Origin of the sequence: Kibdelosporangium persicum (assembly GCF_013280595.1) — a bacterium.
GTDB classification, from domain to species: domain Bacteria; phylum Actinomycetota; class Actinomycetes; order Mycobacteriales; family Pseudonocardiaceae; genus Kibdelosporangium; species Kibdelosporangium persicum.
This window is the reverse complement of record NZ_JAAATY010000001.1, coordinates 594527-620798: the sequence shown is the minus strand read 5'-3', so window position 1 is coordinate 620798 and position 26272 is coordinate 594527. Positions and strand designations below refer to the sequence as shown.

General features: G+C 67.0%; 24 protein-coding genes. 17 read left to right on the top strand and 7 right to left on the bottom strand.

Features of this window, described 5'->3' with window-relative positions:
- Positions 1–46: 46 nt before the first annotated feature.
- Genes GC106_RS02855 through GC106_RS02840 form a run of 4 tightly spaced genes read right to left on the bottom strand, consistent with a single transcriptional unit; the run spans position 47 to position 3888 of the window.
- Entirely contained in the window at positions 47–763 is a 717-nt protein-coding gene (locus GC106_RS02855; RefSeq protein WP_312872371.1) for an SDR family oxidoreductase, read from the bottom strand.
- Positions 733–1887: a thiolase family protein gene (locus GC106_RS02850; protein ID WP_173123974.1), complete on the bottom strand. Its 1155-nt coding sequence runs from the start codon at positions 1885–1887 to the stop codon at positions 733–735. The genes GC106_RS02855 and GC106_RS02850 overlap by 31 nt, the downstream gene beginning before the upstream one ends.
- Positions 1887–2939, bottom strand: a complete 1053-nt coding sequence (locus tag GC106_RS02845) for a thiolase family protein (protein ID WP_173123972.1) — start codon at positions 2937–2939, stop codon at positions 1887–1889. Before GC106_RS02845 ends, GC106_RS02850 begins: the two co-directional genes overlap by 1 nt.
- A gap of 7 nt (positions 2940–2946) precedes the next feature.
- Positions 2947–3888 (bottom strand): Zn-ribbon domain-containing OB-fold protein, encoded by a 942-nt coding sequence (locus GC106_RS02840; protein WP_312872370.1) that lies wholly within the window; start codon positions 3886–3888, stop codon positions 2947–2949.
- Between the two features lie 88 nt (positions 3889–3976).
- Here GC106_RS02840 and GC106_RS02835 point away from each other — a divergent pair, with 88 nt between their 5' ends.
- Positions 3977–5491 carry an acyl-CoA synthetase gene (locus GC106_RS02835; protein WP_173123970.1) on the top strand — a complete coding sequence of 505 codons (1515 nt, stop codon included), beginning with the start codon at positions 3977–3979 and terminating at the stop codon, positions 5489–5491.
- 468 nt (positions 5492–5959) lie between these two features.
- Here the strand turns inward: GC106_RS02835 and GC106_RS02830 are convergent, their stop codons facing one another.
- The gene (locus tag GC106_RS02830) at positions 5960–6733 is read right to left on the bottom strand and encodes a crotonase/enoyl-CoA hydratase family protein (RefSeq protein WP_173123968.1); all 774 of its coding nucleotides are present in this window, start codon (positions 6731–6733) and stop codon (positions 5960–5962) included.
- A gap of 62 nt (positions 6734–6795) precedes the next feature.
- On the opposite strand from GC106_RS02830, the gene GC106_RS02825 reads away from it, so the two are divergent.
- A complete protein-coding gene (locus GC106_RS02825) occupies positions 6796–8400 on the top strand; it encodes an acyl-CoA synthetase (RefSeq protein ID WP_312872369.1) in 1605 nt (534 codons plus the stop codon).
- Positions 8400–9488, top strand: coding sequence for an NAD(P)H-dependent flavin oxidoreductase (locus tag GC106_RS02820; RefSeq protein WP_173123964.1), 1089 nt, complete (start codon positions 8400–8402; stop codon positions 9486–9488). The genes GC106_RS02825 and GC106_RS02820 overlap by 1 nt, the downstream gene beginning before the upstream one ends.
- 450 nt (positions 9489–9938) lie before the next feature.
- Here the strand turns inward: GC106_RS02820 and GC106_RS02815 are convergent, their stop codons facing one another.
- Together GC106_RS02815 and GC106_RS02810 are read right to left on the bottom strand one after the other, a co-directional pair.
- The gene (locus GC106_RS02815) at positions 9939–10958 is read right to left on the bottom strand and encodes an acyl-CoA dehydrogenase family protein (protein WP_173123962.1); all 1020 of its coding nucleotides are present in this window, start codon (positions 10956–10958) and stop codon (positions 9939–9941) included.
- Between the two features lie 11 nt (positions 10959–10969).
- Positions 10970–12151, bottom strand: coding sequence for an acyl-CoA dehydrogenase family protein (locus GC106_RS02810; RefSeq protein WP_173123960.1), 1182 nt, complete (start codon positions 12149–12151; stop codon positions 10970–10972).
- Between the two features lie 244 nt (positions 12152–12395).
- On the opposite strand from GC106_RS02810, the gene GC106_RS02805 reads away from it, so the two are divergent.
- The 14 genes from GC106_RS02805 to GC106_RS02740 are packed head-to-tail and all read left to right on the top strand — an operon-like array spanning position 12396 to position 26227.
- Positions 12396–13478 carry a zinc-binding dehydrogenase gene (locus GC106_RS02805; RefSeq protein WP_173123958.1) on the top strand — a complete coding sequence of 361 codons (1083 nt, stop codon included), beginning with the start codon at positions 12396–12398 and terminating at the stop codon, positions 13476–13478.
- Positions 13471–14319 carry a 3-oxoacyl-ACP reductase gene (locus tag GC106_RS02800; RefSeq protein ID WP_173123956.1) on the top strand — a complete coding sequence of 283 codons (849 nt, stop codon included), beginning with the start codon at positions 13471–13473 and terminating at the stop codon, positions 14317–14319. The genes GC106_RS02805 and GC106_RS02800 overlap by 8 nt, the downstream gene beginning before the upstream one ends.
- 42 nt (positions 14320–14361) lie before the next feature.
- Positions 14362–15870 (top strand): aldehyde dehydrogenase family protein, encoded by a 1509-nt coding sequence (locus tag GC106_RS02795; RefSeq protein ID WP_173123954.1) that lies wholly within the window; start codon positions 14362–14364, stop codon positions 15868–15870.
- Complete coding sequence (locus GC106_RS02790; RefSeq protein ID WP_173123952.1) at positions 15870–16628, top strand: glucose 1-dehydrogenase; 759 nt, start codon at positions 15870–15872, stop codon at positions 16626–16628. The genes GC106_RS02795 and GC106_RS02790 overlap by 1 nt, the downstream gene beginning before the upstream one ends.
- 7 nt (positions 16629–16635) lie before the next feature.
- On the top strand, positions 16636–17430 hold the full coding sequence (locus GC106_RS02785) for an MlaE family ABC transporter permease (RefSeq protein ID WP_173123950.1): 795 nt from the start codon (positions 16636–16638) through the stop codon (positions 17428–17430).
- The gene (locus tag GC106_RS02780; RefSeq protein WP_173123948.1) at positions 17431–18291 is read left to right on the top strand and encodes an MlaE family ABC transporter permease; all 861 of its coding nucleotides are present in this window, start codon (positions 17431–17433) and stop codon (positions 18289–18291) included.
- Complete coding sequence (locus GC106_RS02775; RefSeq protein ID WP_173123946.1) at positions 18288–19601, top strand: MCE family protein; 1314 nt, start codon at positions 18288–18290, stop codon at positions 19599–19601. Before GC106_RS02780 ends, GC106_RS02775 begins: the two co-directional genes overlap by 4 nt.
- The gene (locus GC106_RS02770; RefSeq protein WP_173123944.1) at positions 19598–20629 is read left to right on the top strand and encodes an MCE family protein; all 1032 of its coding nucleotides are present in this window, start codon (positions 19598–19600) and stop codon (positions 20627–20629) included. The genes GC106_RS02775 and GC106_RS02770 overlap by 4 nt, the downstream gene beginning before the upstream one ends.
- The gene (locus GC106_RS02765; RefSeq protein WP_173123942.1) at positions 20626–21696 is read left to right on the top strand and encodes an MCE family protein; all 1071 of its coding nucleotides are present in this window, start codon (positions 20626–20628) and stop codon (positions 21694–21696) included. Before GC106_RS02770 ends, GC106_RS02765 begins: the two co-directional genes overlap by 4 nt.
- Positions 21693–22871, top strand: coding sequence for an MCE family protein (locus GC106_RS02760; protein WP_173123940.1), 1179 nt, complete (start codon positions 21693–21695; stop codon positions 22869–22871). The genes GC106_RS02765 and GC106_RS02760 overlap by 4 nt, the downstream gene beginning before the upstream one ends.
- Positions 22868–24034, top strand: coding sequence for an MCE family protein (locus GC106_RS02755; RefSeq protein ID WP_173123938.1), 1167 nt, complete (start codon positions 22868–22870; stop codon positions 24032–24034). The genes GC106_RS02760 and GC106_RS02755 overlap by 4 nt, the downstream gene beginning before the upstream one ends.
- A complete protein-coding gene (locus tag GC106_RS02750; protein ID WP_173123936.1) occupies positions 24034–25263 on the top strand; it encodes an MCE family protein in 1230 nt (409 codons plus the stop codon). Before GC106_RS02755 ends, GC106_RS02750 begins: the two co-directional genes overlap by 1 nt.
- Positions 25260–25748, top strand: a complete 489-nt coding sequence (locus tag GC106_RS02745; protein WP_173123934.1) for an Rv1363c family protein — start codon at positions 25260–25262, stop codon at positions 25746–25748. The genes GC106_RS02750 and GC106_RS02745 overlap by 4 nt, the downstream gene beginning before the upstream one ends.
- A complete protein-coding gene (locus tag GC106_RS02740; RefSeq protein ID WP_173123932.1) occupies positions 25745–26227 on the top strand; it encodes a hypothetical protein in 483 nt (160 codons plus the stop codon). The genes GC106_RS02745 and GC106_RS02740 overlap by 4 nt, the downstream gene beginning before the upstream one ends.
- Positions 26228–26272: the final 45 nt, after the last annotated feature.

Here is a 26272-nt window from a genome sequence, read left to right as displayed (position 1 = left end):
GGAGGCGGCCGCGGGGATCAGGTGAGGGGTGGCCGCGGGAGTCGGGTCAGACGCGGCCGGGGACGTCCAGGTGGGTGCCGGTGATGGCGCTTGCCTCGTCACCGCACAGGAAGTGGATCACGTCGGCGATCTTCTCCGGGCGGACCCACCGGCTGAAGTCGGCGTCCGGCATGCTCGCCCGGTTCACCGGGGTGTCGATCACGCTCGGCAGGATCGCGTTCACCCGGATGCCCTCGGTCTTGTACTCCACCGCGAGCGTGTCCACGAGGGCGAGCACGCCTGCCTTCGCGGTGATGTAACCGGCGGCCCCGGGGAACGGCCGCAGTGCCGAGCGGCTCGACACGCACACGATCGACCCGCCGGTGTCGAGCATGTACGGCACGCTGTGGTGACACGCCAGATACGTCGGGCGCAGGTTGAGGCGCAGCTGTGCCGTGAAGTCGTCGATTGACGTCTCGTGCACCCGGCCGGCCTGGTGGAAACCGCCGACCAGGTTGACCACGGCGGCCAGCGGTGCGTCGGCGCGGCTGGCGGCGAGTTTGACGCATGCGGCGACCGCCTGGTCGTCGAACAGGTCCGTCTCGGTCAACTCAAGCATGGTGTGCTGTGGCAACCGGGGCAGTTCGCCCGGAGCGATCCACGGCACCACGACACGCCACCCGGCGTGCAGGAACTTGGCCGTCACCGCTGTGCCCAGGCCACCCGTGCCGCCGGTGACGAGAACCGTTCGGGTCAGCTCGGCTTGTTCGCGCTCACTATCCACATCGCGAAGTATTGCGAACCTCCGCCGTACGCGTGACCCAAAGCCACCCTCGCGTCGCTCACCTGATGGGCGCCCGCGCGGCCCATCACCTGCATAGCGGCCTCGGCGAACCGGATCAGCCCCGACGCGCCGATGGGGTTGGACGAGAGAACACCACCCGATGGGTTGACGGGCAACAGGCCGCCGATCTCCGTCTCGCCCGCCTCGGTGAGCTTCCAGCCTTCGCCGATCGCGGTGAACCCGAGGTTCTCCAGCCACATCGGTTCGAACCAGGAGAAGGGCACGTAGATCTCGGCGGCGTCGACCTGGTTGAGCGGGTCGTCGATGCCCGCCTGCCGCCACAGCGCGGCCGCCGCGTCCCGGCCCGCGCGTGGGTTGACCTGGTCGCGGCCTGCGAATGTGGTCGGTTCGGTGCGCAGTGCGGTCGCGGTGATCCACGCGGGGTTCGCGCCGGCGGACTTCTCGTCGGCGATGACGATCGCGCACGCCCCGTCGGACGACGGGCACGTCTCGTCGTACCGGATCGGGTCCCACAGCATCTTGGACGCGCGGACTGATTCGACGGTGATGTCGGGTTGCTTCAGGTGCGCATGGGGGTTCAATGCTCCGTTGCGCCGGTCCTTTGCCGCGACCATTGCTCCGATGTGCTCCGGCGCATTGCTCCGACGAATGTAGGAGCGCACGTGTGGAGCGAAGTAGCCCCCTGCCCCGGCGTGCACCGGCATGGTGAACGGGGTCGGGATGGACAGCGCCCACATGGCGTTGGATTCGGACTGCTTCTCGAAAGCCACCGCGAGCACTCTGCGGTGGACCCCGCTCTGCACCAGGCTCGCCGCGACATTGCCGGTTGATCCGCCGACCGAACCCGCGGTGTGCACTCGGAGCAAAGGCTTGCCGACCGCACCGAGGGCGTCCGCCAGGAACAACTCGGGCATCATCACGCCCTCGAACATGTCCGGTGCCTTGCCCAGGACGACCGCGTCGATGTCCGGCCAGTCGACGTTCGCGTCGGCCAGCGCACGGTCGATCGCCTCACGGCACAGCCCGGCCATGGACACGTCGAGCCGTTTGGCGGTGTGGTCTGTCTGCCCGGTTCCGATCACCGCGGCCAGTTGTCCGGCCATCAGTCCCGTCCCTCCATCAGGCACACCAGATTGTGTTGCAGCGCGGGCCCGCTGGTGGCATGCGCGAGCGCACGGTCAGCCTGCCCGCTGCTGATCTGCCGGGCGGCCTCGCCGATCCTGATCAACCCGGCGGAGAACATCGGATTGCCGCACAGCACGCCACCGGACGGGTTGATCCTGGTCCCGTTCAGCCCCAGTTCCTGCCTGAGCAGGAGCTCCTGGTGGGTGAACGGCGCGTGCAGTTCCGCGACGTCGACCTTGTCGAAGCCCGCGTCCCGTGCGGCACCCACTGTGGACGGCGAAGTGGTCAGATCACGGCCGCCGAGGTTCGCCGAATCGACGCGGTGCGCGATGCCGGTGATCCACGCCGGTCGCTCGGAAAGCTCCCGTGCACGGTCCGAAGCCGCCAGCACGACCGCGGCGGCGCCGTCGGTGATCGGCGCACAATCGTGCTTACGCAGCGGATCGGCCAGATAAGGCTCGGCGAGCAGGTCTTCGGCCGAGTAGTCGCCCTTCAGCTGCGCCCGCGGGTTCGACTTGGCGTCGGCACGGCTGCGCACCGCCACGTCGGCCATCTGCTGCTCTGTCCATTTGCCCTGGTCGAGTCCCGCGCGCGCCTGCAGCCCGGCCACGCTGACCGAATCGGGCCACAGTGGACCGACCGTGTACGGGTCGAGCTGCATGGTCATCACGCGTCGCAGTTTGCCCGCTGACGACTTGCCGAACCCGTACACCAGCGCGAGATCGACCTCGCCGGTCTGGATCTTCACCCACGCCTCGTAGCACGCCCACGCCGCGTCGGCCTCCACATGCGACTCGTTGATCGGCGGGAACGCGCCGATCGCGTCGACCGCCGCGATGAACGAGAAAGCGCGCCCCGCGATGTAATCCGACGAGCCTGAGCACCAGAACTCGATGTCCGACTTGGCCAGGCCGAGGTTGCCGAGCACCTCGTGGAAAACCGGAACGAGCATCTCGACGCCATTGGTGGTGCCATGCGTTTCGCGCACGGCGGGTGCCTGGGCGAAGCCGACTACGGCGACATCTCTCACCGGTGCCTCACAGGTGCTGGGAGTAGGTCTCGAACGGCGCGTCCGGTTCGCCGCTCGGTTCGAAGTGGTCGATGTTCGCCAGCGACCGTTGCCATTCCTCGCGTGGCCGCCAAGCCGCCTTGACTCGCATGCCCATCCGCACCTCTGAGGCGTCACAGCCGAGGATCAGGTGTTGGAACGCGATGTCCGCCCCGTCCAAGAGGACATACGCGGCGACATAAGGCGGTGTGATGCGTTGACCGAGGAAGGGGACGTTGACGATGCAGAACGTGGTCACTGTGCCTCGGTCCGGCAGTTCCACCTCGTCCACTGTGGGCACTCCGTCGGTCGGGCAGGCGCCGCGGGGCGGGATGTAGACCTTCTGGCACACGGGACAGCGCTGGCCGAGCAGACGCCCCTCCAGTAAGCCGTTGAGGTAGCGTGCTTCCTCCGAGGACGCGGAGTGCGTGTATCCGAGGCGCACGGGAGTCGTCACCATCGTGACGGGCTCGCCCTGTGTCGGCTCGGTTTCCACAGCCTCGCCGGGCTCGAAGCACGCGATGTCGTGAATGCTCCCCACCGGTTCCGCCGCCCATCGGACGCGGACGCGCATTCCGGTGCTCATGTGCTCCGGTCCGGGGACGTCGACCGCGTGCAGCATCGCCGTGTCCGCGCCGTCGAGCTTGATCAGGGCCCAGGCGAACGGATGCGTGAGTGGTTGTCCTTCGTCGGGCTCCGGAACCCAGGCCCAGGTCTGCACGGTGCCCGCCGAGGCGACCTCGACCCAGTCGGTGAGTTTTCGCGCGGTGACCGGGTCGTACTCGACCGGGGGGACGTGCACGCGACCGTCGTCGCCGCGGATGCCCTCGATCCGCCGGTCGCGCAGGCCGGTCATGAATCTGCCCAGAACCGGGCCGAGTGACCGGGTGTAGTCGAATTCGACGTTGAGCGGCGCGCTGAGCGTGGTCACGTCAGAAGTGAAACACGTTATCGAAACTGTCGCAATGTTCGACCGACGAGGGGTTGTCTCGATTTGTAACACGTTCTAAGTTTGCGGTATGACCGCGACAGGGCTCTGGAACATCGCCGCTGACCTGCCGGATCATCCGGCTGTCGTCGACCCGGACGGCACCGTGGTGACCTACCGGGAGCTGGCCGACCGGGCCAACAGGTTCGGGCGCGGGCTGCAGGCGCGCGGCCTCGAGCCCGGCGACACGATCGTGATGGCGTTGCCCAACTCGGCGGACCTGCTGGCGCTGTACTTCGCCGTGCTGCAGACCGGACTGTACGTGGTGCCGGTGAACTGGCATCTGGTCGGGCCCGAGGTCGCGTACATCATCGAGGACAGCGGTGCCAAGGTTTTCGTCGCCCACTCGCGGTTCACCGGCATGGCGGTCGAGGCCGGCCGTGACGTCGACGCGAAGTTCTCGGTCGGCGAGATCCCGGGCTTCCGGCCGTTGGACGAACTGGGCGAAGGATCAGGACGCCCGGATGTCCGGACGGCGGGCGCGCCGATGGTCTACACGTCCGGCACGACCGGGCGTCCGAAGGGCGTCCGGCGGCCGTTGACCGGGGCCAACCCGGACGAAGTGCCTGCCGCGTCGATGTGGTTCTTCGGGATCTTCGGGATCAAGCCGTTCGACGACCACGTGCACATCTGTGGATCCCCGCTCTACCACACGGCAGTCCTCAACTTCGCCGGGATTTCGATCCAAATGGGACACACAGTGGTCCTGATGGAGAAGTGGGACCCTGAGGAGATGCTCCGGCTGATCCAGGAGCACCGGGTGACCCACAGTCACATGGTGCCGACCCAGTTTCACCGTTTGCTCGCTCTGCCGGAGCCGGTACGGTCCCAGTACGACGTTTCATCGCTGCGCGTGATGATCCACGGTGCCGCGCCGTGTCCAATCGAGACGAAACGCCGCATGCTCGACTGGTGGGGGCCGGTGGTCGTCGAGTACTACGCGGCGACCGAAGGCGGCGGGACCTCCATCACGGCCGAGGAATGGCTCCGCAAGCCGGGATCGGCCGGCAAGGCGTGGCCCGGTTCGGTCGTCCGCGTGCTGGACGAGGACGGCAACGACATGCCGGTCGGCGAACCCGGCCTGGTGTACATGAAGATGGGTGCTTCGACTTTCGAGTACCACAAGGACAAGGCGAAGACTCTGGCCGCGCGGGTCGGCGACCTGTTCACGCTCGGCGACATCGGATATCTCGACGCTGACGGGTACCTGTATCTCTGCGACCGCAAGAGCGACATGATCATCTCCGGTGGGGTGAACATCTATCCGGCCGAGATCGAGGGCGAACTGGCGGTGCATCCCAAGGTCGCCGACATCGCCGTTTTCGGGCTGCCGCACCCGGACTGGGGCGAGGAGATCAAGGCCGTCGTGCAGCCTGCTCCCGGTGTGACTCCTGACGATGCGCTGACCTCGGAGCTGTTGGAGTTCGCGCGGTCGCGGCTTGCGAAGTTCAAGCTGCCTCGCACGATCGATTATGTCGACGAGTTGCCGCGTGACCCCAATGGCAAGCTGTACAAGCGAAAGCTTCGCGACGCTTACCTGTCGTAAGTGAGCTTGAAGGTTCCACGGTGAAGTCGCGGCGGTGAAGGTCGGAGGGCCGATGGTCTGGAGCGATGGTCCTGCGTGAAACGTCCGCCTGTGCAAAGGTCCCGGGGTCCCCCCGGGATCCAGCGTAGCGGAAGGGACCGACAGTTCCCGCCTCGCGAAGATCCACCTCGCGAGGTTGTCCACAGCCGCCCAGTTGTCCACATCGCGCACGGCCGAACCCCTGTTGATCTTCCCCCGGCGGTAGGCTGGAGCGGGGACGCCCCCCGGGAGTGGTGGGGGCTGTCTGGGGGCGATTTGGGTTTTCTGAGCGGTGGTTGTTGGTGTGCTCGGGTGGTGGGGCTTGTGTTGCAAGACCGGTGCCTGGCTATCCGAGGCGGCGGCGCTGAGCGATGGTGCGGGACCTGGTGTCGGGCTGCTCGTCGATGGGCGACCGGTGCCAGGCGTCCTTCTTTGGGCGAACGACGGCGGTCAGCGGCCGCGGAACCGCGGCGTTCGCTTCTCGGCGAAGGCCCGGGGGCCTTCCTTCGCGTCCTCGCTCTGGAAGACTTCCATGCCCAGGCGGGCGTCGATCTTGAAGGCGTCGTTCTCCGCCATTCCCTCGGTTTCCCGGATCGTGCGCAGGATCGCCCGCACGGCCAGCGGCCCGTTGGCGGCGATCAGGTTCGCCAGCTCCAGAGCCTTCGCAAGGGCCTGGCCGTCCGGCACCACGTGACCGATCAGGCCGAACTGCAAGGCCTCCGGTGCCGTGATGTGCCTGCCGGTCAGCAGGAGATCGCAGGCGACGGTGTACGGGACCTGCCGGGGCAGGCGGACCGCCGAACCGCCCAGCGGGAACAGGCCCCAGCGCGGTTCTGAGACGCCGAAACGCGCGCTTTCGCCGGCCACCCGGATGTCCGTGGCTTGCAGGATCTCGGTTCCACCCGCTATCGCCGGGCCTTCGACCGCCGCCAGCAACGGTTTGGTCAGCCGGCGGCCTTTCAACAGTGCCTCGATCACCGAGAGGTCCCAGTCCGCCGCCGTGTCGCCGGGATGGCTCGAAGTCATCGCCTTCAGGTCCGCGCCCGCGCAGAACGCTCCTCCCGCGCCGGTGAGGACGCACGCCCGAATCGATTCATCCTCGTCCACCTGGTCCCAGGCGGAGCGCATGATCGCCATCATCTCCGCGGACAGGGCGTTGCGCGCTTCGGGGCGGTTCATGGTCACGACGAGCACGTGTCCTTGCCGCTCAACCAGGCAGTCCATCGAGTTCCTTCCGGCCGGAACGGGGGATTGTCCAGAACAGTAACATGTTCTACTTTGGGTCGGTGACCTTCAACATCGCCGATCTCGTGGAGCACGCCGTCGATGTCGTGCCCGAGCGGATCGCCGCGATCTGCGGCGAGCGCCGGGTCACGTACACCCAGCTGGAAGAACGTGCCAATCGTCTCGCGCACTACCTGGCCGGTCAAGGCGTCGGCAAGGGTGCACACGTCGGTGTGTACTCGCGGAACTCAATCCAGGCGGTCGAGGCCATGCTGGCCGCGTACAAGCTCCGGGCCGTGGCGGTGAACGTCAACTACCGCTATGTCGCAGGCGAACTGCGGTACATCTTCGAGGACGCGGATCTCGTCGCGCTCGTGCACGAGCGGTGTTACGCCGACAAGGTCGCGCTGGCACGAACCGACAAACTGAAACACGTTATTGTTGTTGATGATGACTCGGGCATGGACTACTCCGGCGTCGAGTACGAGCAGGCGCTCAGCCAGGGGCACCCGGAGCGGGACTTCGAAGCCCGTAGCCCTGACGACACGTACATCCTCTACACCGGTGGCACGACGGGAAATCCCAAAGGCGTCGTGTGGCGGCAGGAGGACGTGTGGCGCGTGCTCGGCGGCGGCATCGACTTCATGACCGGTGCCCGGATCGAGGACGAGTGGCAGCAGGCCAACACCGGACTGCAGTACAGCCTGGTCCGGTTCCCCATCCCGCCGTTGATCCACGGCGCCACGCAGTGGGCGACGTTCCAAAGCCTATTCTCCGGCGGCACAGTCGTTTTCGTCCCGCAGTTCGATCCGCACGACGTCTGGCGGACGATCGAGCAACACAAGGCGCAGGTCATCCTGATCACCGGCGACGCGATGGCACGGCCGATGATCGAAGCGTTGCAGGAGCGTGCTTACGACACGTCCTCCGTGGTCGCGATCGCCAGCACAGCGGCGTTGTTCTCGCCGTCGGTCAAGGAACAGTACCTGGCCACGCTGCCGAACGTGGTGATCACCGACTCGATCGGGTCCTCGGAGACCGGGTTCTCCGGCCTCAGCATCGTCCAAAAGGGAGCGGAACACCGCGGTGGCCCACGGGTCAAGATCGACGCGGACAACACCGTGATCGACGACAACAACCAGCCGGTCCCGCCGGGCGTCGTCGGCAGGCTCGCGCGAGGCGGCCACATCCCGTTGGGCTACTACAACGACGAGACCAAAACCAAGACGCTTTTCACTGAGGTCAACGGAAAGCGCTACGCCGTGCCCGGGGATTTCGCGCGCGTCGAGGAAGACGGCACGGTCACGTTGCTCGGTCGCGGCAACATGTGCGTCAACTCCGGCGGGGAGAAGGTGTTCCCCGAGGAAGTGGAAGGCGCGCTGAAGTCTCACCCGGACGTTTTCGACGCCCTGGTCATCGGTGTGCCGGACGAGCGCTTCGGGCAACGTGTCGCCGCTGTCGTGCAACCCCGGCCGGGCAGAACACCCACATTGTCCGAACTGGACGCCCACGTGCGCAACGAGATCGCGGGCTACAAGGTGCCACGCAGCCTGTGGATCGTCGACGAGATCAAACGGTCCCCGAGCGGCAAACCGGACTACCGGTGGGCGCTGGCGTACGCCAACGACCATGAGCCAACCGAACAGACGACGGTAGCGGTGAAATAGTGCGGACTTCCCTGTGCGACAAGCTCGGTATCGAGCATCCGATCATCGGATTCACGCCGTCCGAACACGTGGCGGCGGCGATCAGCCGGGCCGGCGGCCTTGGCGTGCTCGGCTGCGTGCGGTTCAACGACGCGGCCGACCTCGCCAAGGTACTCGACTGGATGGACGAGAACACCGGCGGCAAACCGTACGGCGTCGACGTCGTGATGCCCGCCAAGATCCCCACCGAGGGTGCGGCCGTCGACCTCGGCAAGCTGATCCCGCCTGGGCACAAGGACTTCGTCGAGCGGACACTCCAGCGCCTTGGTGTTCCGCCGATCGGTGGTGAGACGCGTGCCGGGGTTCTCGGCTGGTTGCACTCGGTCGCCCGGTCGCATGTGGACGTCGCACTCGAGCATCCGGTGAAGCTGATCGCCAATGCTCTGGGCTCGCCACCGGTCGACATCATCGAGCAAGCGCACGATCACGGCGTGCTGGTGGCGGCGCTGGCGGGCAAGGCCGAGCACGCTCGCAGCCACGTCGCCAACGGTGTCGACATTGTTGTGGCGCAGGGTTACGAAGCCGGTGGGCACACTGGCGAGATCGCCACGATGGTGCTCGTGCCGGAGATCGTCGACGCTGTTGACGTTCCGGTGCTCGCGGCCGGTGGCATCGGGAGCGGTCGGCAGGTCGCGGCGGCGATGGCGCTCGGGGCCGACGGTGTGTGGATGGGCTCGTACTGGCTCACCACTGCGGAGTACACGGAGTCGCTGGGCGAGTCCGCGATGCAGCAGGCGTTGCTCGGTGCGACGTCCAGTGACACGGTCCGGACACGGATCTACACCGGCAAGCCCGCGCGGCTGCTGAAGACGAAGTGGACAGAGGCGTGGACGGCCGATGACGCGCCCGAGCCGCTGCCCATGCCACTGCAGAACCTGCTGGTCGCAGAGGCGCACAACCGGATCCAGCAGGCGAATGATCCGGCTGTGGTTTCGATGCCGGTCGGTCAGATCGTCGGCCGGATGTCGGAGATCCGGCCGGTGGCCGAGGTGATGGCGACTCTGCTGAAGGAGACGGAGGAAACGTTGGCGCGGCTTCGGGCGCTGTGAGTCCTCGGTGCTGTGAGTTTCGGCGCTGTGAGTCCTTGCCCGTACGAACGGTCCGTTCGCAAATCCAGTTGTCCACAACCGACCAGTAGCCCTTCCCTGTGGCCTTGTCGTCGGTAGACTGGGTTCGGGGTCGCCCCCCGGGAGTGGTGGGGGATGCTTGGGGGCGGTTTTTGGGGTGGCTTCGGTGCTGGGCGAGTTGCGGGGCAGTGGTTGGCTTTTGTGGTGTGCTTCGGCAGGGCGACGATGACCGGCCCGGGCATGGGATTCGCTCTTCGTGCTTGTTCCAGCGACCGGTCGTGGTTGCCTGGAGCGCACCTTTTCAAGCAAGCGTCACGAATCGGTCGTGCTGTCCAACGAGCACGGTCAGCAGCCACCGATGCAACCGGAACACGGCCAGCCGCAGACGCCGCCCAGTGGTGACGCTGTCCACCCGGAGCGGGATCGTTGGGGTCACACGGGAGCCGACGCCAGGGCGGCGCCGATTTTCCGCAGCTGCGCGGTGGCGCCGCCGAGCGTGAACTCGTTTCGTTTGGCCGCGACGAAATACCGGTGCAGTGGGTGATCCGTGTCGATGCCCATGCCGCCGTGCACGTGCACCGCGGTGTGGGCGACGCGGTGCCCGGCGTCGGCGGCCCAGAACTTCGCACTGGCCACCTCGACGTCGGCGGGCAGTCCTTCGCTGACGCGCCAAGCCGCTTGCCACAACGTCAACCGGATCGCCTCGACGTCCACATAGGCGTCGGCGAGGCGCTGCGCGACCGCCTGGAATGCACCGATCGGCTTGTCGAATTGCACTCGGGTACGCGCGTGCTCCGCGGTCAACTCCAGGGCGCGTTCGGTGACGCCGAGCTGTAGCGCGCACAGTCCGACCGTCATCCGCGTGACCAGCCAGTCCAGCACCTCGGGCCCGCCCAGCACGCGGGACGAATCCACCGGAACGTCCACGAAGTCGAGCCATGCCTCGCTGTCCTTGTCGACGATCCGCTGCCGCGTGATCGCCACCTCGGACGGGTCGACGACGAACACCTTCACGCCGTCCGGTGAACTGGCCGGGACGAGTATCGACGTGGCGATCGCGCCCGCGGGCACACAGGATTTGGTCCCGGACAACCGCCAGGTCTCGCCGTCCGGCTCCGCGTACACCTCATCGTCGGACAGTGCCGCGGTGTGGATCGCTGAAGCATTGTCCACCGTGCCGAACCGAGCCAGAGCCGACGCGGCCACGATCGAAGGCAGGTACGGGACGGGTGCGACCGCGCGGCCGAGTTCGACCAGCACGCTGCAGTGTTCGAGCAGGCCGAAGTCGGTCACCGAGAGAATCCCGGCCTGGCCGAGGGAGTCCCACAGCTCCCGGTCGAATCGGTCGTCGCCGGACTCGGCGGCACGCAGCCGTTCGCCGGTCAGCGTGCCGAGGATCGATCGGGTCAGCCCGGCCAGTTCGACCTGCGCCTCGGAGAACGAGAAGTCCATCTGGCACCCTTTCAGCGTTTGCCCAGCGGCAGTTTCAGGCCGACGCCCGCGATGATGTCGCGCTGCACCTCGTTCGTGCCGCCGCCGAACGTCAGGATCAGAGCACTTCGGTGCAATCGCTCGATGCGCCCTCCGAGCATTTCGCCACGCGATCCGGAGCGCACGTACGCATTGGTTCCGAGCACTTCCATGAGCAGTCGGTACGCCTCGGTGGCGAACTCCGTGCCGAAGATCTTGGTGGCCGACGCGTCCGCCGGCTTGGGGGAGTGCTCCACGCCCCAGGCGATCCGCCAGTTCATCAGCTTGAGGAACTCGACCTTGGCGTGCACCCGTGCCAGGTGCATCTGCACCCATTCCTGGTCGATCACCCGTCTGCCGTCGGCCAGCTTGGTGTTCTGCGCCCACTCGATCACGTCGCGCAGCGCGTTGCGGATCGGCGCGGACGAGGTCAGCGCGACCCGCTCGTGGTTGAGCTGGTTGGTGATCAGCGGCCAGCCCTGGTTCTCCGTGCCGACCAGGTTGGCCACCGGGACCCGCACGTCCTGGTAGTAGGTCGCGCTGGTCATCACGCCCGAGACGGTGTGCACGGGTGTCCACGAGAATCCCGGCGCGCTGGTCGGCACGATGATCATCGACAGGCCCTTGTGCTTGGGCGCGTCCGGGTCGGTGCGGCACGCCAGCCACACGTAGTCGGCGTACTGGATCAGGCTGGTCCACATCTTCTGGCCGTTGATCACGAAGTCGGAGCCGTCCCGCACCGCGCGGGTGCGCAGCGACGCCAGGTCGGTGCCCGCCTCCGGCTCGGAGTAACCGATCGAGAAGTGCGTCCGCCCGCCGGAGATCCCTGGCAGGTACCGCGCCCGCTGCTCGGGCGTGCCGAAGCGCATGATCGTCGGGCCGACGGTGTTGATGGTCAGGAACGGCACCGGCGCCCCGGCGATCGCCGCCTCGTCGTTGAAGATCAGCTGGTCCATCGCGGAGCGGTCCTGGCCGCCGTACTCCGACGGCCAGCCCAGCGCCAGCCAGCCGTCCTGGCCCATCTGCCGGACGACCTCCTTGTACGCGGTCCCATCGCCGTACTCGCCGCCGTCCGACGCGAGCGCGTGCCTGCGTTCGGGCGTCATCAACGCCGAGAAGTACTCGCGCAGTTCGCGACGCAGTTCCTCCTGCTCGGGCGTGTAGGTGATGCGCATCCGACCTCCAGGAGTGGAACACGTTCTAGTTCACCATAGACCGGCCATGCCGTGATGACCAAGTAGCCGAGGTTGGCCGTCACCTTGCCCGCGGGAATGTCGTTAACCGGGTGAACGCGACGGTCATTCCACTTAGAACCTGTTACCGAACTTCGGCTGATTCGCCTGGTTGACGGCCTTGTCACCTTTGAGAACCTATTCTAGTGTGAGCGGCAACGCACCCGCGCTCGATGAGGAGTGAGCCGTGAAGGCAGCCGTGCTGAACGCGATCGGGGACGACAAGCTCGAACTCCGCGACGACGTCACGACCATCGATCCGGAGCCGCACCAGGTACGGATTCGGGTCAGGGCAACGGGAATCTGCCACAGCGACCTGTCGGCCATGAACGGCACGCTGCCCGCGCTGGCCCCGGGGATCGTCGGGCACGAAGGCGCGGGGGAAGTCGTCGAGGTGGGTTCCGCCGTCACAGATCTGGCGCCAGGTGACCACGTTGTCGTCTCGTTCGTCCCGCCGTGCGGCAACTGCCCGGCGTGCTTCCGCGGCCAGCCGCACCTGTGCGGTGTGCACGCGATCAAGGCGTTCATGGAGCCCCGGTTCAAAGCGGGCGAACAGCCGTTGTTCGGGTTCGCCGGGCTCGGCACGTTCGCCGAGGAACTCGTCGTGCCCCGCGAGGGCGCCGTCAAGATCGACGACGACGTGCCGTTCGAGATCGCCGCGCTGGTCGCCTGCGGGGTGCTGACCGGTGTCGGCGCCGTGATCAACACCGCCAGGGTGGAACCGGGCGCACGGGTCGTGGTGATCGGATGCGGTGGCGTCGGCATCTCCACCATCCAGGGCGCACGAGTCGCCGGCGCGTCGACCATCGTGGCGGTCGACCCGTTGGTGGAAAAGCACGACGTGGCAAAGCGTTTCGGCGCCACCCACGCGACCACGCCGGAGGGCCTGCAGGAACTCAACGCGCAACTGACCGCCAGCGAGGGCTTCGACTACGCCTTCGACGTGGTGGGTGCTCCGGTCACGATCCGCAACGCCTTCGACGTCGCCCGCCGGGGCGGCACGGTGGTCGTCGTCGGCGCCGGCCGCGCCGACCAGATGGTCCAGTTCAGCGCGCAGGAGCTGTTCCTGCACGAGAAACGGATTCTGGGCTCGTTCTACGGCTCGGCCACCATCCGCCGGGACTACCGGCGGATGCTCGACCTGTGGAAGGCGGGCAGGCTGGACATCGAAGGCATGATCAGCCGCCGGATCACGCTGGCCGACATCAACGACGGCCTGCAGGCGCTCCGCGGCGGAACCCTGATCAGGCAGGTCGTGACCTTTGACTAGGCCACTGGAGGGAAAGGTCGCGGTGGTCACCGGCGCCGCCGCCGGACTCGGCCGCGCCGAGGCGATCGCGCTCGCGAAGGCGGGCGCGGACCTGGTGCTCGGGGACGTCGCCGACTCCGATGTGCTGGTGGAGATCGAGGAACTCGGCGGCAAAGCGGCGTTCGTGCGGGGTGACGTGTCCGAAAGGGACATCGCGGACGCGTTGACGAACACCGCCGTCGAACGGTTCGGCGGACTGCACATCCTGGTCAACAACGCGGGCGTGCTCAGGGACCGGATGCTGTTCGGCATGTCCGACGACGAATGGGATCTGGTCATCAAGGTCCACCTGCGCGGGCACTTCCTGCTGTCGCGCAACGCCGCCGCGTACTGGCGTGCCCAGTCCAAAGAGGCCGGTGCGCCGGTGTACGCGCGGATCGTCAACACCGCGTCGGAGGCCTTCCTGCTCGGCTCGGAAGGCCAGCCGAACTACGCCGCCGCCAAAGGCGGGATCACCGCGTTGACGCTGACCAGTGCCCGATCGCTGGCCAAGTACGGCGTCCGCGCGAACGCGATCTGCCCGCGTGCCAGAACATCGATGACCGCCAACGTCTTCGGCGAGGCCCCGGACGGCGACGACCCGTTGTCCCCGGACCACGTCGGCGAGTTCGTCGCCTACCTGGCCTCACCTGAGGCGGAGAAGATCAACGGCCAGGTGTTCGTCGTGCACGGCGGGATGGTCGCGCTGATGGCCGCGCCGACCGTCGAGCGGACGTTCACCAGCTTCGGCGATCTCACCACGACGTTCGGGACACGCGATCCGGAGAGAACCTTCGCGTGCACGGAAACACTGAGGTTGTAACGATGTCCGCTTCTGATCGAACACTGTCCTAGAAGGAGTGTCATGGCGCTCAGCATGCTCGCGCACCGCGACGAGGTGGGCCTCAAGGACGGATTGCTGCTCGTCGGCGGACAGTGGCGGGCCAGCGGCGACGGTGTCACGTGGACACACCGGCATCCGGCCACCCGCGAGGAGATCGGCAGGTTCGCCGTCGCCACCGCCGAGGACGTCGACGCCGCGGTGAAGGCGGCGCGCAAGGCGTTCGACGAAGGCCCGTGGCCGCGATCCACGGTCGGCGAACGAGTCCGCGTGATGCACAGGTTCAGCGCCTTGCTGCGCGAACACAGCGACGAACTGCTCTCGCTGCTGGCGCTGGACAACGGCGTGCCCAAGACGTTCGGCAACATCTACGCCGCCAGCGTCACGGTCGCGGCCGACGTCTTCGACCACCACGCGGGCTGGATCGACAAGGCGGGCGGCGAGACGTTCCCTGGCTACCAGGGCGGCGACAAACTCGCCGTGACGTTCCGCGAGCCGATCGGTGTGGTGGCCGCGATCCTGCCGTGGAACGCGCCTTTCCTGTTGTTCGCCCAGAAACTCGGGCCCGCGCTGGCCGCCGGGTGCACTGTGGTGCTCAAGCCGTCGGAGTACGCGAGCTTCTCCGTGCTCAGACTGGTCGAGTTGCTGCTGGAAGCGGGCCTGCCCGAAGGCGTGGTCAACGTCGTCACCGGGCCGGGCGACCCGACCGGCGAAGCGCTGATCACGCATCCGCTTGTCGACAAGGTGAGTTTCACCGGCAGCCGTGCGGTCGGCAAGCGGATCGTCGAGGCGTCGGCGGGAACACTCAAGCGCGTCTCGATGGAACTGGGCGGCAAGAGCCCGGCGATCGTCTTCGCGGACGCGGAAGTCCCGCTGGCCGCGGCGACCGCGATGGGTACGGTGACAATGGGCTTGTCCGGCCAGGCGTGCATCGCGCAGACCCGTGCTCTGGTCCACCGCGACGTGTACGACGAGTTCATCACCGTGGCACAGGGTGTCGCCGGCTACATGGCATACGGCGACCCGTTCGACCCCGCCGTGCTTGCCAGCCCGCTGATCAACGAACGCCAGCTCGACCGGGTGCTCGGGTACATCCAGAAAGGACAGGAAGAGGGCGCACGCCTTGTCCAGGGCGGGAATCGGCTCGAAGGCGATCTCGGCAACGGCAACTTCGTCGCGGCGACGTTGTTCGCGGACGTCGACAACAAGATGACCATCGCGCAGGAGGAGATCTTCGGCCCGGTGCTCGCGGTCGTGCCGTTCTCCGACGAGGACGAGGCGATCAGGCTGGCCAACGACACCCAGTACGGCCTGGGCGCCGGTGTGTACACCAAAGAAGTCCAGCGGGCCTTCCGGGTGTCCAAGCGGCTCCGGGCGGGATCGATCGGGATCAACGGATTCCAGGTCGAACCGCACATGCCGTTCGGCGGATACCAGCAGTCCGGGATCGGCCGTGAGGGCGGCCGGTCGGCCTACGAGGCGTACACCGAGCTGAAGTCCGTGATGATGCCGCTGACCGAGGCGATGATGTGATGGGCCGCCTGGACGGGAAGGTCGCGCTGGTCTCCGGGGCCGCGCGGGGCCAGGGCGCGGCGACGGCGAGGCGGTTCGTCGAGGAGGGCGCGAAGGTCACCATCGCGGACATCCTCGACGAGCAGGGCAAGGAACTCGCCGCCGAACTCGGCGAAGCCGCCGTGTACCAGCACCTCGACGTGGCGTCCGAAGACGACTGGACGGCCGCGGTCGACCGGACACGCACCGAGTTCGGGGCGCTGAACGTGCTGGTGAACAACGCGGGCATCGTGCACGTGAAGTCCATCGCCGACACGACACTGGCCGAGTACGAACACGTCATCAGGGTCAACCAGATCGGCTGCTTCCTCGGCATGCGGGCGGTCATCCCGGCGCTGACCGAGGCGAAGGGCGGGTCGATCATCAACGTGTCGTCGGTGGAAGGCCTTGGCGGCATGCCGTTCCTGACGTCCTACACCGCCAGCAAGTTCGCCATCCGGGGAATGACGAAGGCGGCCGCGATGGAACTCGGGCACCTCGGCATTCGAGTGAACTCCGTTCACCCCGGCGTGATCGACACCCAGATGGTGCGCGACGCGGCCGGGGGCGCGGAAGTCGACATGACCAGGGTCGGCAAGCGGGTGGCGCTGCGCCGATGCGGCCAGCCCGAGGAAATCGCGAACCTGCAGGTGTTCCTGGCCAGCGACGAGAGTTCGTACTCCACTGGAGCGGAATTCGTGGCCGACGGTGGCGCGACGGCCACACACTCTCTACTTTGACTGTCCTATGAATCCCACCACGAAGAGGTCCAGAACCCCTGGCGTGGCCGCGCTGCGCCAGGTGGGGCGGATCTCGACGCTCGCCTGGGAAGTGCTGCGGGCCATCCCGAAGCGCCCTTTCCAGTTCCGCGAGTTCATCCAGCAGTGCTGGTTCTTCGCCAGCGTCACGATCCTGCCGACGGCACTGGTGGCGATCCCGTTCGGCGCGGTCATCGCACTGCAGCTCGGGTCGCTGACCCAGCAGATCGGCGCCCAGTCGTTCACCGGCGCGGCCAGCGCGCTGGCGATCGTGCAGCAGGCGAGTCCGCTGATCACAGCGCTTCTGGTGGCCGGCGCGGGCGGATCGGCGGTGTGCGCGGACATCGGCGCCCGCAAGATCCGTGAAGAGATCGACGCGATGGAAGTGCTCGGCGTGTCGCCGGTGCAACGCCTCATCGTGCCGAGGGTGCTGGCCGCGATGGTGGTGGCCGTGCTGCTCAACGGCCTGGTCAGCGTGGTCGGCACGATGGGCGGCTACTTCTTCAACGTGATCATGCAAGGCGGCACGCCAGGCGCGTACCTGGCCAGTTTCAACGCGCTGGCGCAACTGCCGGACCTGTGGATCAGCGAGATCAAAGCGCTGCTGTACGGTTTTGTCGCCGGGGTCGTGGCGGCCTACCGGGGGCTCAACCCCGCGGCCGGGCCGAAGGGCGTCGGTGACGCGGTCAACCAGGCCGTGGTGATCACGTTCCTGCTGCTGTTCCTGATCAACGTGGTGCTGACCGGGATCTACCTGCGGATCGTGCCGTCGAAGGGCTTGTAGATGACGGCGGTGCGACCACGGGACCAGGAGCCTCGCGGGGCCGTCCTGGACCTCGCCGCGCGCCCGTTCACCGGCCTGGAACGCCTCGGCAGGCAGTTGTCGTTCTACACCAGGGCGTTGCTGTGGGCGCCGCGCACCGTCCGGCGCTACTCCAAGGAGGTCCTGCGGCTGCTGACCGAGGTCAGCTTCGGCACCGGCGCGTTGGCGGTCATCGGCGGCACGCTCGGCGTGATGATCGGGATGACGCTGTTCACCGGCACGATCGTGGGCCTGCAAGGCTATTCGTCACTCAACCAGCTCGGCACCGGTGCGCTGACCGGGTTCCTGTCGGCGTACTTCAACACCCGTGAGGTGGCGCCGCTTTCCGCGGGGCTGGCGCTCTCGGCGACGGTCGGCTGCGGGTTCACCGCGCAGCTGGGCGCGATGCGGATCTCCGAGGAGATCGACGCCCTGGAGACGATGGCCGTGCCCAGCATGCCGTACCTGGTGACCACCCGGGTGCTCGCCGGGATCGCCGCGGTGATCCCGTTGTACGCGGTCGGCCTGCTTTCGTCCTATCTGGCCTCCCGCGCGGTCACGGTCTACTTCTACGGCCAGTCCGCGGGCACGTATGACCACTACTTCCATCTGTTCCTGCCGCCTGAGGACGTGCTCTGGTCGTTCCTCAAGGTGATCGTGTTCAGCGTGGTCGTGATCCTGACGCACTGCTACTACGGCTACACCGCCTCCGGCGGGCCGGCGGGTGTCGGGGTGGCCGTCGGCCGGGCGGTGCGGGCGGCGATCGTCATGCTGTCCATCTTGGACTTCTTCCTCAGCCTCGCGATCTGGGGATCAACCACGACGGTGCGGATAGCCGGATGATCGCGCGCGCGAGGTATCACCTGCTGGGACTGCTGTTCCTGGTGATCATCGCGTTGTTCCTCGGGCTGACCGTCGCCGGGTACCGCAAGGCGTTCACGCCGGTGGTGATGGTCAGCCTGAAGACCGACAACGTCGGCAACCAGATGCGTGCGGGCGCGGACGTGAAGGTTCGCGGCATGATCGTCGGCGAGGTCCGGTCGATTCGCGCGATGGGTGACCACGCCGTGCTGGACCTCGCGTTGCGGCCGGAGAAGGTCGACGTGATCCCGGCGAACGTGTCGGCACGCCTGCTGCCCAAAACGCTGTTCGGCGAGCGGTACGTCGCGCTGCAGATGCCACCACAGCCGGAGAGCAAGCGCTTGACCGAGGGATCGGTGATCCCGCAGGACCGCAGTTCCGCCGCGATCGAGCTGGAACGTGTGCTGAACAACGTGATGCCGGTGTTGCAGGCCGTGCAACCGGAGAAGCTGGCGATGACGCTGAACTCGATCTCCACCGCGCTGCACGGCCGGGGCGAGCAGCTCGGCGACACGCTGGTGCAGCTCAACGACTACCTCAAGCGGATCAACCCGTCGCTGCCGGACCTGACCGCGGACATCCAAGCGCTTGCTTCGGTGTCCGGCACCTTCACCCGGGCGGCTCCCGACCTGGTGCAGGCGCTGTCCGACCTGACCACCACGACCCGCACGATCGTGGACGAGCAGGTGAACCTGCGGAACCTGTTCGGATCACTGACCGACGCGTCGGTCGACCTCGGCAACTTCATCCAGGTCAACAAGAACAATCTGATCAATCTGGTGGTCACGTCCCGGCCGACGCTCGAGGTGCTGGCCAAGTACGCACCCGAGTACCCGTGCATGCTGGAGCAGATCGCCGACCGGGTCCCGGATGCCGAGGCGGCGTTCGGCAAGGGCCAGGCACACCCCAACATGATGCGGGTGACGTTGGAGTTCACCGGAAACCGCGGCAAGTACCTGCCCGGTGTGGACACTCCGCGGTTCGACGACAAACGCGGGCCACGCTGTTACGAGCAGGTCAAGCTGCCCGCGGTGTTCCCGCAGTACCCGCCGGGCGGACCGATCAGGGACGGGTCGGCGAAACCGCCGCCGCCCAGGCAGACCGGGGCCACGTCGATCATTCCCGGCTCGACGTCACCGCAGGCCGCCGGTGTCGAGAACACCAAGCAAGAGCTTGACCTGGTGTCCGTGCTGCTGGCGCCGAAGCTCGGCGTCGCGCCGGAGCACGTGCCCACGTGGACGAGTTTCCTCATGGCGCCCGTGTACCGAGGTGCGGAGGTGACTGTCGAATGAGGAACGTCACCGGACCGATCATCAAGATGGTCGTGTTCGCCGTCGTCACGGTCACGCTGACCGCGCTGCTCGGCGCGACCATCGCCAACAGCAACTTCGGCGAGACATCGGCCTACAAGGCCAGGTTCGCCGACGCGTCCGGCCTGAACATCGGTGATGACGTGCGCATCCTCGGGGTGAAGGTGGGCACGGTCGAGGCGCTGTCGGTCGTCGAGGACAAGTACGCCGAAGTGTCGTTCGACATCGACGCCGGCCGCAGGCTGCCCGCTTCGGCGACCGCTACCGTGAAGTACCGCAACCTGGTCGGGCAGCGGTACCTGGCGCTGGGCATGGGCACCGGCAGTTCGCAGTTGCTGGAACCGGGCGGCACGATCCCGGTGGAGCGCACCAAACCGGCGCTGAACCTGACGGTGCTGTTCAACGGGTTCCAGCCGTTGTTCCAGGCGTTGGAACCGGAGGACGTCAACAAGCTCGCCTTCGAGATCGTCCAGGTGCTGCAGGGCGAAGGCGGCACGGTCGACGGCATCCTGCGGCACACCGCGACGCTGACGTCCACGATCGCCGGACGCGACAAGGTGATCGGCGAGCTCGTCGACAACCTCAACACCGTCATGTCCACTGTGAACAGCCGGACGGACCAGGTCTCGGACCTGATTCTGAGCCTGCAGCAACTGGTTTCCGGGCTGTCCGGGGACCGTCAGCCGATCGGCGAGGCGATCTCGGCACTCGGCTCGCTCACCGACACCACAGCAGGGCTGTTGCAGCAGGCCCGGCCACCGCTGAAACAGGACATCGCACTGCTGGGCACGCTGTCGGAGACCTTGGCCAAGCGGGAACCGTTGCTGGACGGGATGCTCAAAGGCCTGGAGCACCGGGCGGACACGTTCACCCGTACGGTCAGCTATGGCAGCTGGCTGAACTTCTACCTGTGCCGGATGTCCGGGACCGTGGGCATCTCCGGGCTGAACCTGCAGATGAGTCTGCTCCCGGTGCCGGCCACCGAGATGCCGGAGAGGTGTGGACCATGAAAGCTGTGCTGTCCCGCGGCTCCGCTGGGAAACGCGCGTCGCCGCGCAAGGAGAGAAACCAGGCCGTGGTCGGCGCGTCCACACTGGCCGTTCTGGTGCTGTCCACACTGGCGGTGTTCTTCTCCGACGACCTGCCGATCATCGGCACCGGCACCACGTACTCCGCCTACTTCAGCGAGGCGGCCGGCCTCGCCGACGGCAACGAGGTCCAGATCGCCGGCGTGAAGGTCGGCGAGGTGTCCACGGTGGCGCTCGCTGGCAACCAGGTCAGGGTCGGCTTCAAGGTCCGCGACGTCCGGCTGGGCGACCAGACCAGGGCGGCGATCGGGATCAAGACGCTGCTGGGCGAGAAGTACCTCGCGTTGGAGCCCGGTGGGCCGGGCTCGCAGGACCCGGGCGAGCCGATTCCCCGGACCCGCACGACCACGCCGTTCGACGTGAACTCCGCGCTCGGCGAGCTGAGTACGACCGTGGACAACCTGGACACGGTCAAGCTCGCGGAGAGCTTCAAGGTCGTCGCCGACACGTTCAAGGACACACCGGAACACATGCGGGGTGCGCTCGACGGCCTGTCCGCCCTGTCGAAGACGATTTCGAGCAGGGACAAGGCGTTGGCGGAGCTGCTCGCCAACACCAGCCAGGTCTCCAGAACGCTGGCCGGCCGCAACGACCAGATCGTCAAGCTGATCGCCGACGGCAACCTGTTGCTCGCCGAGATCCAGCGCCGCAAGGAAGCGATCACCCAGTTGCTCAAAGGCACCACGGCACTGGCGAACGAGCTGCGCGGCCTGGTCGCGGACAACCGCACGCAGCTCAAACCCGTGTTGCAGCAGCTGGAAAAGGTGACGTCGTTGCTGCAACGCAATCAGGACAACCTCAGCCGTGGGCTGGCCGCGCTCGCGCCCTTCGTCCGGATCTCGACCAACACCACCGGCAACGGACGCTGGTTCGAAGGCTATCTGTGCGGCCTGCTGCCGCCGTACGTCAACCTCGGTCCGGGCAAGACGAACGGGCTGACGATCAACCCGGACGGATGCCTGCCGCCGATCTCGGGAGGTGGCCGATGACCGTACGGACCCAGCGCCAGCTCAACACCGCCAGGACGGTCGCCATCGCCTGCGTGCTCGGCCTCATCCTGGCGACCGGCCTCTGGTGGTTGCTCCGGACCCCCAGTGGTCTGCGGGTCACCGCGTACTTCGACAGGACCGTCGGTGTCTACTCAGGATCGGCGGTCCGCGTCCTCGGCGTCCCGGTCGGCGAGATCGTCGACGTCCAGCCGGAGGGCGAACAGGTCAAAGTGGACATGCTGGTCGACTCGGGCGTCCAGGTCCCCGCGTCGGCGAAGGCCGTCATCGTCGCGCCTTCGTTGGTCAGCGACCGGTACGTGCAGTTGACGCCGGCCTACACCGATGGCCCGGTGATGGCCTCCGGCGCGGTCATCCCACGATCGGACACCGCGTCCCCGGTAGAACTGGACGACCTGTACGCCAGCGTGAACAAGCTGACGACCGACCTAGGTCCCCACGGTGCCAACAAGGACGGTGCGGTTTCGGACCTGCTGGACACGTTGGCCGGAACGCTCAAAGGCAACGGGCAGAACCTCAACAACACGGTCAGGCAACTGGCCGCCGCCGCGGAGACCCTGGCCGGGTCGAAGGACGATCTGTTCCGCACCGTGGACAACCTGGGCAAGTTCACCGAAGCCCTGGCCAACAGCGACAAGGCGGTGCACGAGTTCTACGGGCGGTTGGCGGACGTGAGCACGTTCCTCGCCGACGACCGTGCGGAGGTCGCGGAGGCGCTGAGCTCGCTGGCGGTGGCGCTGGGCGACGTGAAGGCGTTCGTGGCCGAGAACAAGGACCTGCTGGCGTCCAATGTGGCGAAGCTGACCGGTGTGACCAAGGCCTTGGTGGACCAGCGCGGGGCGATCGCGGAGATCCTGGACGTGGCGCCGGTCGGCGCCACGAACCTGATCAACTCCTACGATGCCGCGTCGGGCACGATCGGTGTCCGCGCGGACCTGAACGAGTTGACGCACCCGCCGATCCTGATGGTGTGCCGTCTGATCGAGCAGGGCACGCCCAAGGCTGTCCCGGCGACGCTGAACGACATCTGCAAGAAGCTGGCGCCGGTTCTGGACGGCACGTTGAAGCTGCCCAGCGTGGCCGAAACCCTGACTGCCCTGCAGAACGGGACACTGCCGCCGTTGCCGGTGCCGCTGCTTGAGGTGATGCGCCGATGAAGCGGGCGGTGGTTCTCGTCGCGTTGATGCTCGCCGGGTGCACCGAGGGCGGGTTCGGCGGGCTGTACAACACTCCGCTGCCCGGCGGCGCGGATGTCGGGGATCATCCTTACCAGATCACCGCTCAGTTCGGTGACGTGCTGGATCTCGTACCGCAGGCCAGCGTGAAGGTCAACGACGTGGCCGTCGGCCGGGTGGCGAAGATCGAACTGGCGCCGGACAACAAGGTGGCGCTGGTGACGCTGGTGGTCAACGGTTCGGTGACGTTGCCCGCCAATGCCGGGGCCGAACTCAGGCAGTCGAGCCTGTTGGGGGAGAAGTACGTCCAGCTTCGTGAGCCTGTCGGCGAGCCGCCGCAGGGCCGGCTGGCCGATGGCGCTGTCGTCCCGCTGAGCCGGACCAACCGCAATCCCGAAGTCGAAGAGGTGCTGGGCGCGCTTTCGATGCTGCTGAACGGTGGCGGTGTCGAGCAGTTGCGCACGATCGTCGTCGAGCTCAACAACGCTTTGTCCGGGAACGAGACGCAGATCCGGGAGCTGCTGTCCAACGTGCGGACCATAGTGTCTACTTTGGATGGACAGCGCGACGACATCGTGCGCGCGATCGACGGCCTGGCCAAGCTGTCGGGCACGCTGGTCGACCAGACCGGCAACCTCACCAACGCCTTGGACAATCTGTCGCCGGGCCTGAAGATCCTCGAACAGCAACGGACGCAGCTGACCGGGATGCTGACCGCGCTCGACACGTTGTCCGATGTGGCCGTGGACACGGTGAACCGCAGCAAGGCCGATTTGGTCGCGGATCTCAAACTTCTCGAACCGACACTGCGCAAACTGGTCGAGACCGGGGACAAACTCCCGACCGCGCTGGAGTACCTCGTGACGTACCCGTATCCGTCGTATGCGGTGAACGCGGTTCGTGGCGACTACTTCAACGTGGACGCCAAGCTCAGCCTCGACTTCACCGAGATGATCAACAACCTGTCCAACTCGGGACAGACCTTGCTGGCGCCGCCTGGCCAGCCGTACGGCGACAACACCGGGCCGCTGCCGTTGCCGATCCCGGTACCGATCCTGCCGGATCTGCTGCCGCAGAACGGAACACCGCCTGCTGGTCAGAGTCCGCTTGCCGGGCTGCTGGGCACGTTGCTGGGAGGTGGGTGATGCTCACCCGAGGCGTCAAACTCCGGTTCGTGGTGTTCATCGTGATCGCGGTGGTCGCCGTGACGTACGCGGGCGCTCGGTATGCCGGGCTGGACCGGTTGTTCGGTGCCAGTGGGTACGTGGTGACCGTTCAGTTGCCTGATTCGGGCGGGATCTTCACCAACGCCGAGGTCACCTATCGCGGGGTGACCGTTGGCAGGGTAGGGGAAATGCATCTGGTCGACTCCGGTGTGGACGTCGAGCTGGTGATGGAGTCCGGGCACTCGATCCCGGCGGACACCAAGGCGGTCGTGGCCAACCGGTCGGCCATCGGCGAGCAGTACGTCGATCTCCAACCGGCCGGCGATCGTGGCCCCTATCTCGCGGCCGGATCGGTGATTCCTCGTGACCGAACCAGTATTCCGCCCGCGACGGACACCCTGCTCTCCAATCTGGACGGTCTGGTTCGGAGTGTGCCGGTCGACTCGCTGCGGACCGTGGTGGACGAGTTGAACACGGCGTTCGCCGGTGCGGGCCAGGACCTCCAGCTGCTGCTGGACTCCGCCGGGCAGTTCACCGCCACCGCGATCCAGCACCTGCCGCAGACGACCGGGTTGCTCAGCACCGGGCGGACGGTGCTGGAGCGTCAGCAGGCCGACGCCCAGCGGTTGCTCGCGTTCAGTTCCGGGCTGCGGAAGCTGTCCGAGCAGCTCAAGACGTCCGATCCGGACCTGCGCAAGCTGATCGAGGTCACGCCCGGCGTGGCCGACCAGGTGGTGGACATCCTGCGCACGTCCGGGCCGGATCTCGGTGTGGTGTTCGCGAACCTGCTGACCACCACGTCCATCACGACCAGCCGGACGGCCGCGATCGAGCAGTTCATGGTGGCCTACCCGGTGATCTCGGCGTTCACGCCGAGCACCGCGCCGGACGGCACCGGGCACCTGGGGATCATGCTCAACTTCTTCGACCCGCCACCGTGTGTGAAGGGTTACGAAGGCACGAAGCAGCGCAACGCCAGCCAGACCGAGCCGACGCCGGTCAACCGCGACGCCTACTGCGCCGAGCCGCCGAACAGCCCGATCGGTGTCCGTGGGTCGCAGAACGCGCCGTTCGCGGGCGTTCCCAAGCAGGTTCCTCCCGGTGGGACGGCCGCGCCGCCGCCACCGAGGCTGCCAGGGGTGCTCGGGCTGAACAACGGCGCCGCGGGTTTGCAGAACATCGGGCAGTTGCTAGGTTTGCCCAGGTGATCGGTCGGATCCTGCTCGTGCTGGCGGTGGTGGCGGTGGCCGCGGCCGGTTTCACGGGCTGGCGCTGGTGGAATTCGGCCCACAGCGCCGAGACCGAACTGGCCGGGCAACGGGACAACGTGCTCGCGGTGGCCGAGCGTCTGGTCGTCGACCTGAACACAGTGGACTACCAGAAGCTGGACGCCGACTTCGACCGCTGGCGTGAGGCATCGACCGGGCCGTTGCTCGAGCGGTTGATCCGTAACCGGGACAACGACCGGCAGGTCGCGCTGACGGCCAAGACCGTCGCCACTGCGCGTCCGGTCGGTGCCGCTGTGACGACGATGAACACGTACAACGGCACGGCCACCGTGATCGCGGCGGTCGAGGTCTCGGTGAGCCAGAACGGGGCTCAGCCGACCGCCAGCGTCAGCCGGTGGGACGTCGACCTCGCCCGGACCGGCACGGGGTGGAAGGTCAGCGCGCTGGAGGTGGTGGGGACATGAAGCCCACCCTGGCGGGCATCCTCGGCGGCGTGATCATCCTGTGCGGGTGCGCGGCGCTGTGGTTCTCCTTCGCGCGCTCGCCCGGGCCGGAGAACACGGCTCTGGTCGACGTGGCCGGCACGAATGCCGTGTCCGATCAGGTCGGCCGGGCGTTGCGTACGGTCTTCTCGTACGACCCCACGCAGATGGACCGGACGTCAGGGGCCGCTCAGGAGGTGCTGACCGGCGCCGCGATCCAGCAGTACAACACCGAGTTCGCGGCGGTGAGGAAGCACGCGGCCGACACCGGACAGGTCCTGACGACCGCGGTCCGGTCCATCGGCGTGATGGACCTGCGCCCAGATTCCGCCCGCCTGCTGGTCTTCGTCGACCGGCAGATCGTGCAGGGGGACAAGCACGAGTCCGCGGCGGCTCAGTTGCTGGTGAGCGCCCAGAAGTCCGGTGAGACCTGGAAGATCAGCGACATCCGCTTCCTTTAGCCCAGCTCACCCCTCGTGAGTGTTTATCCGTGTTCTAACCCTGAT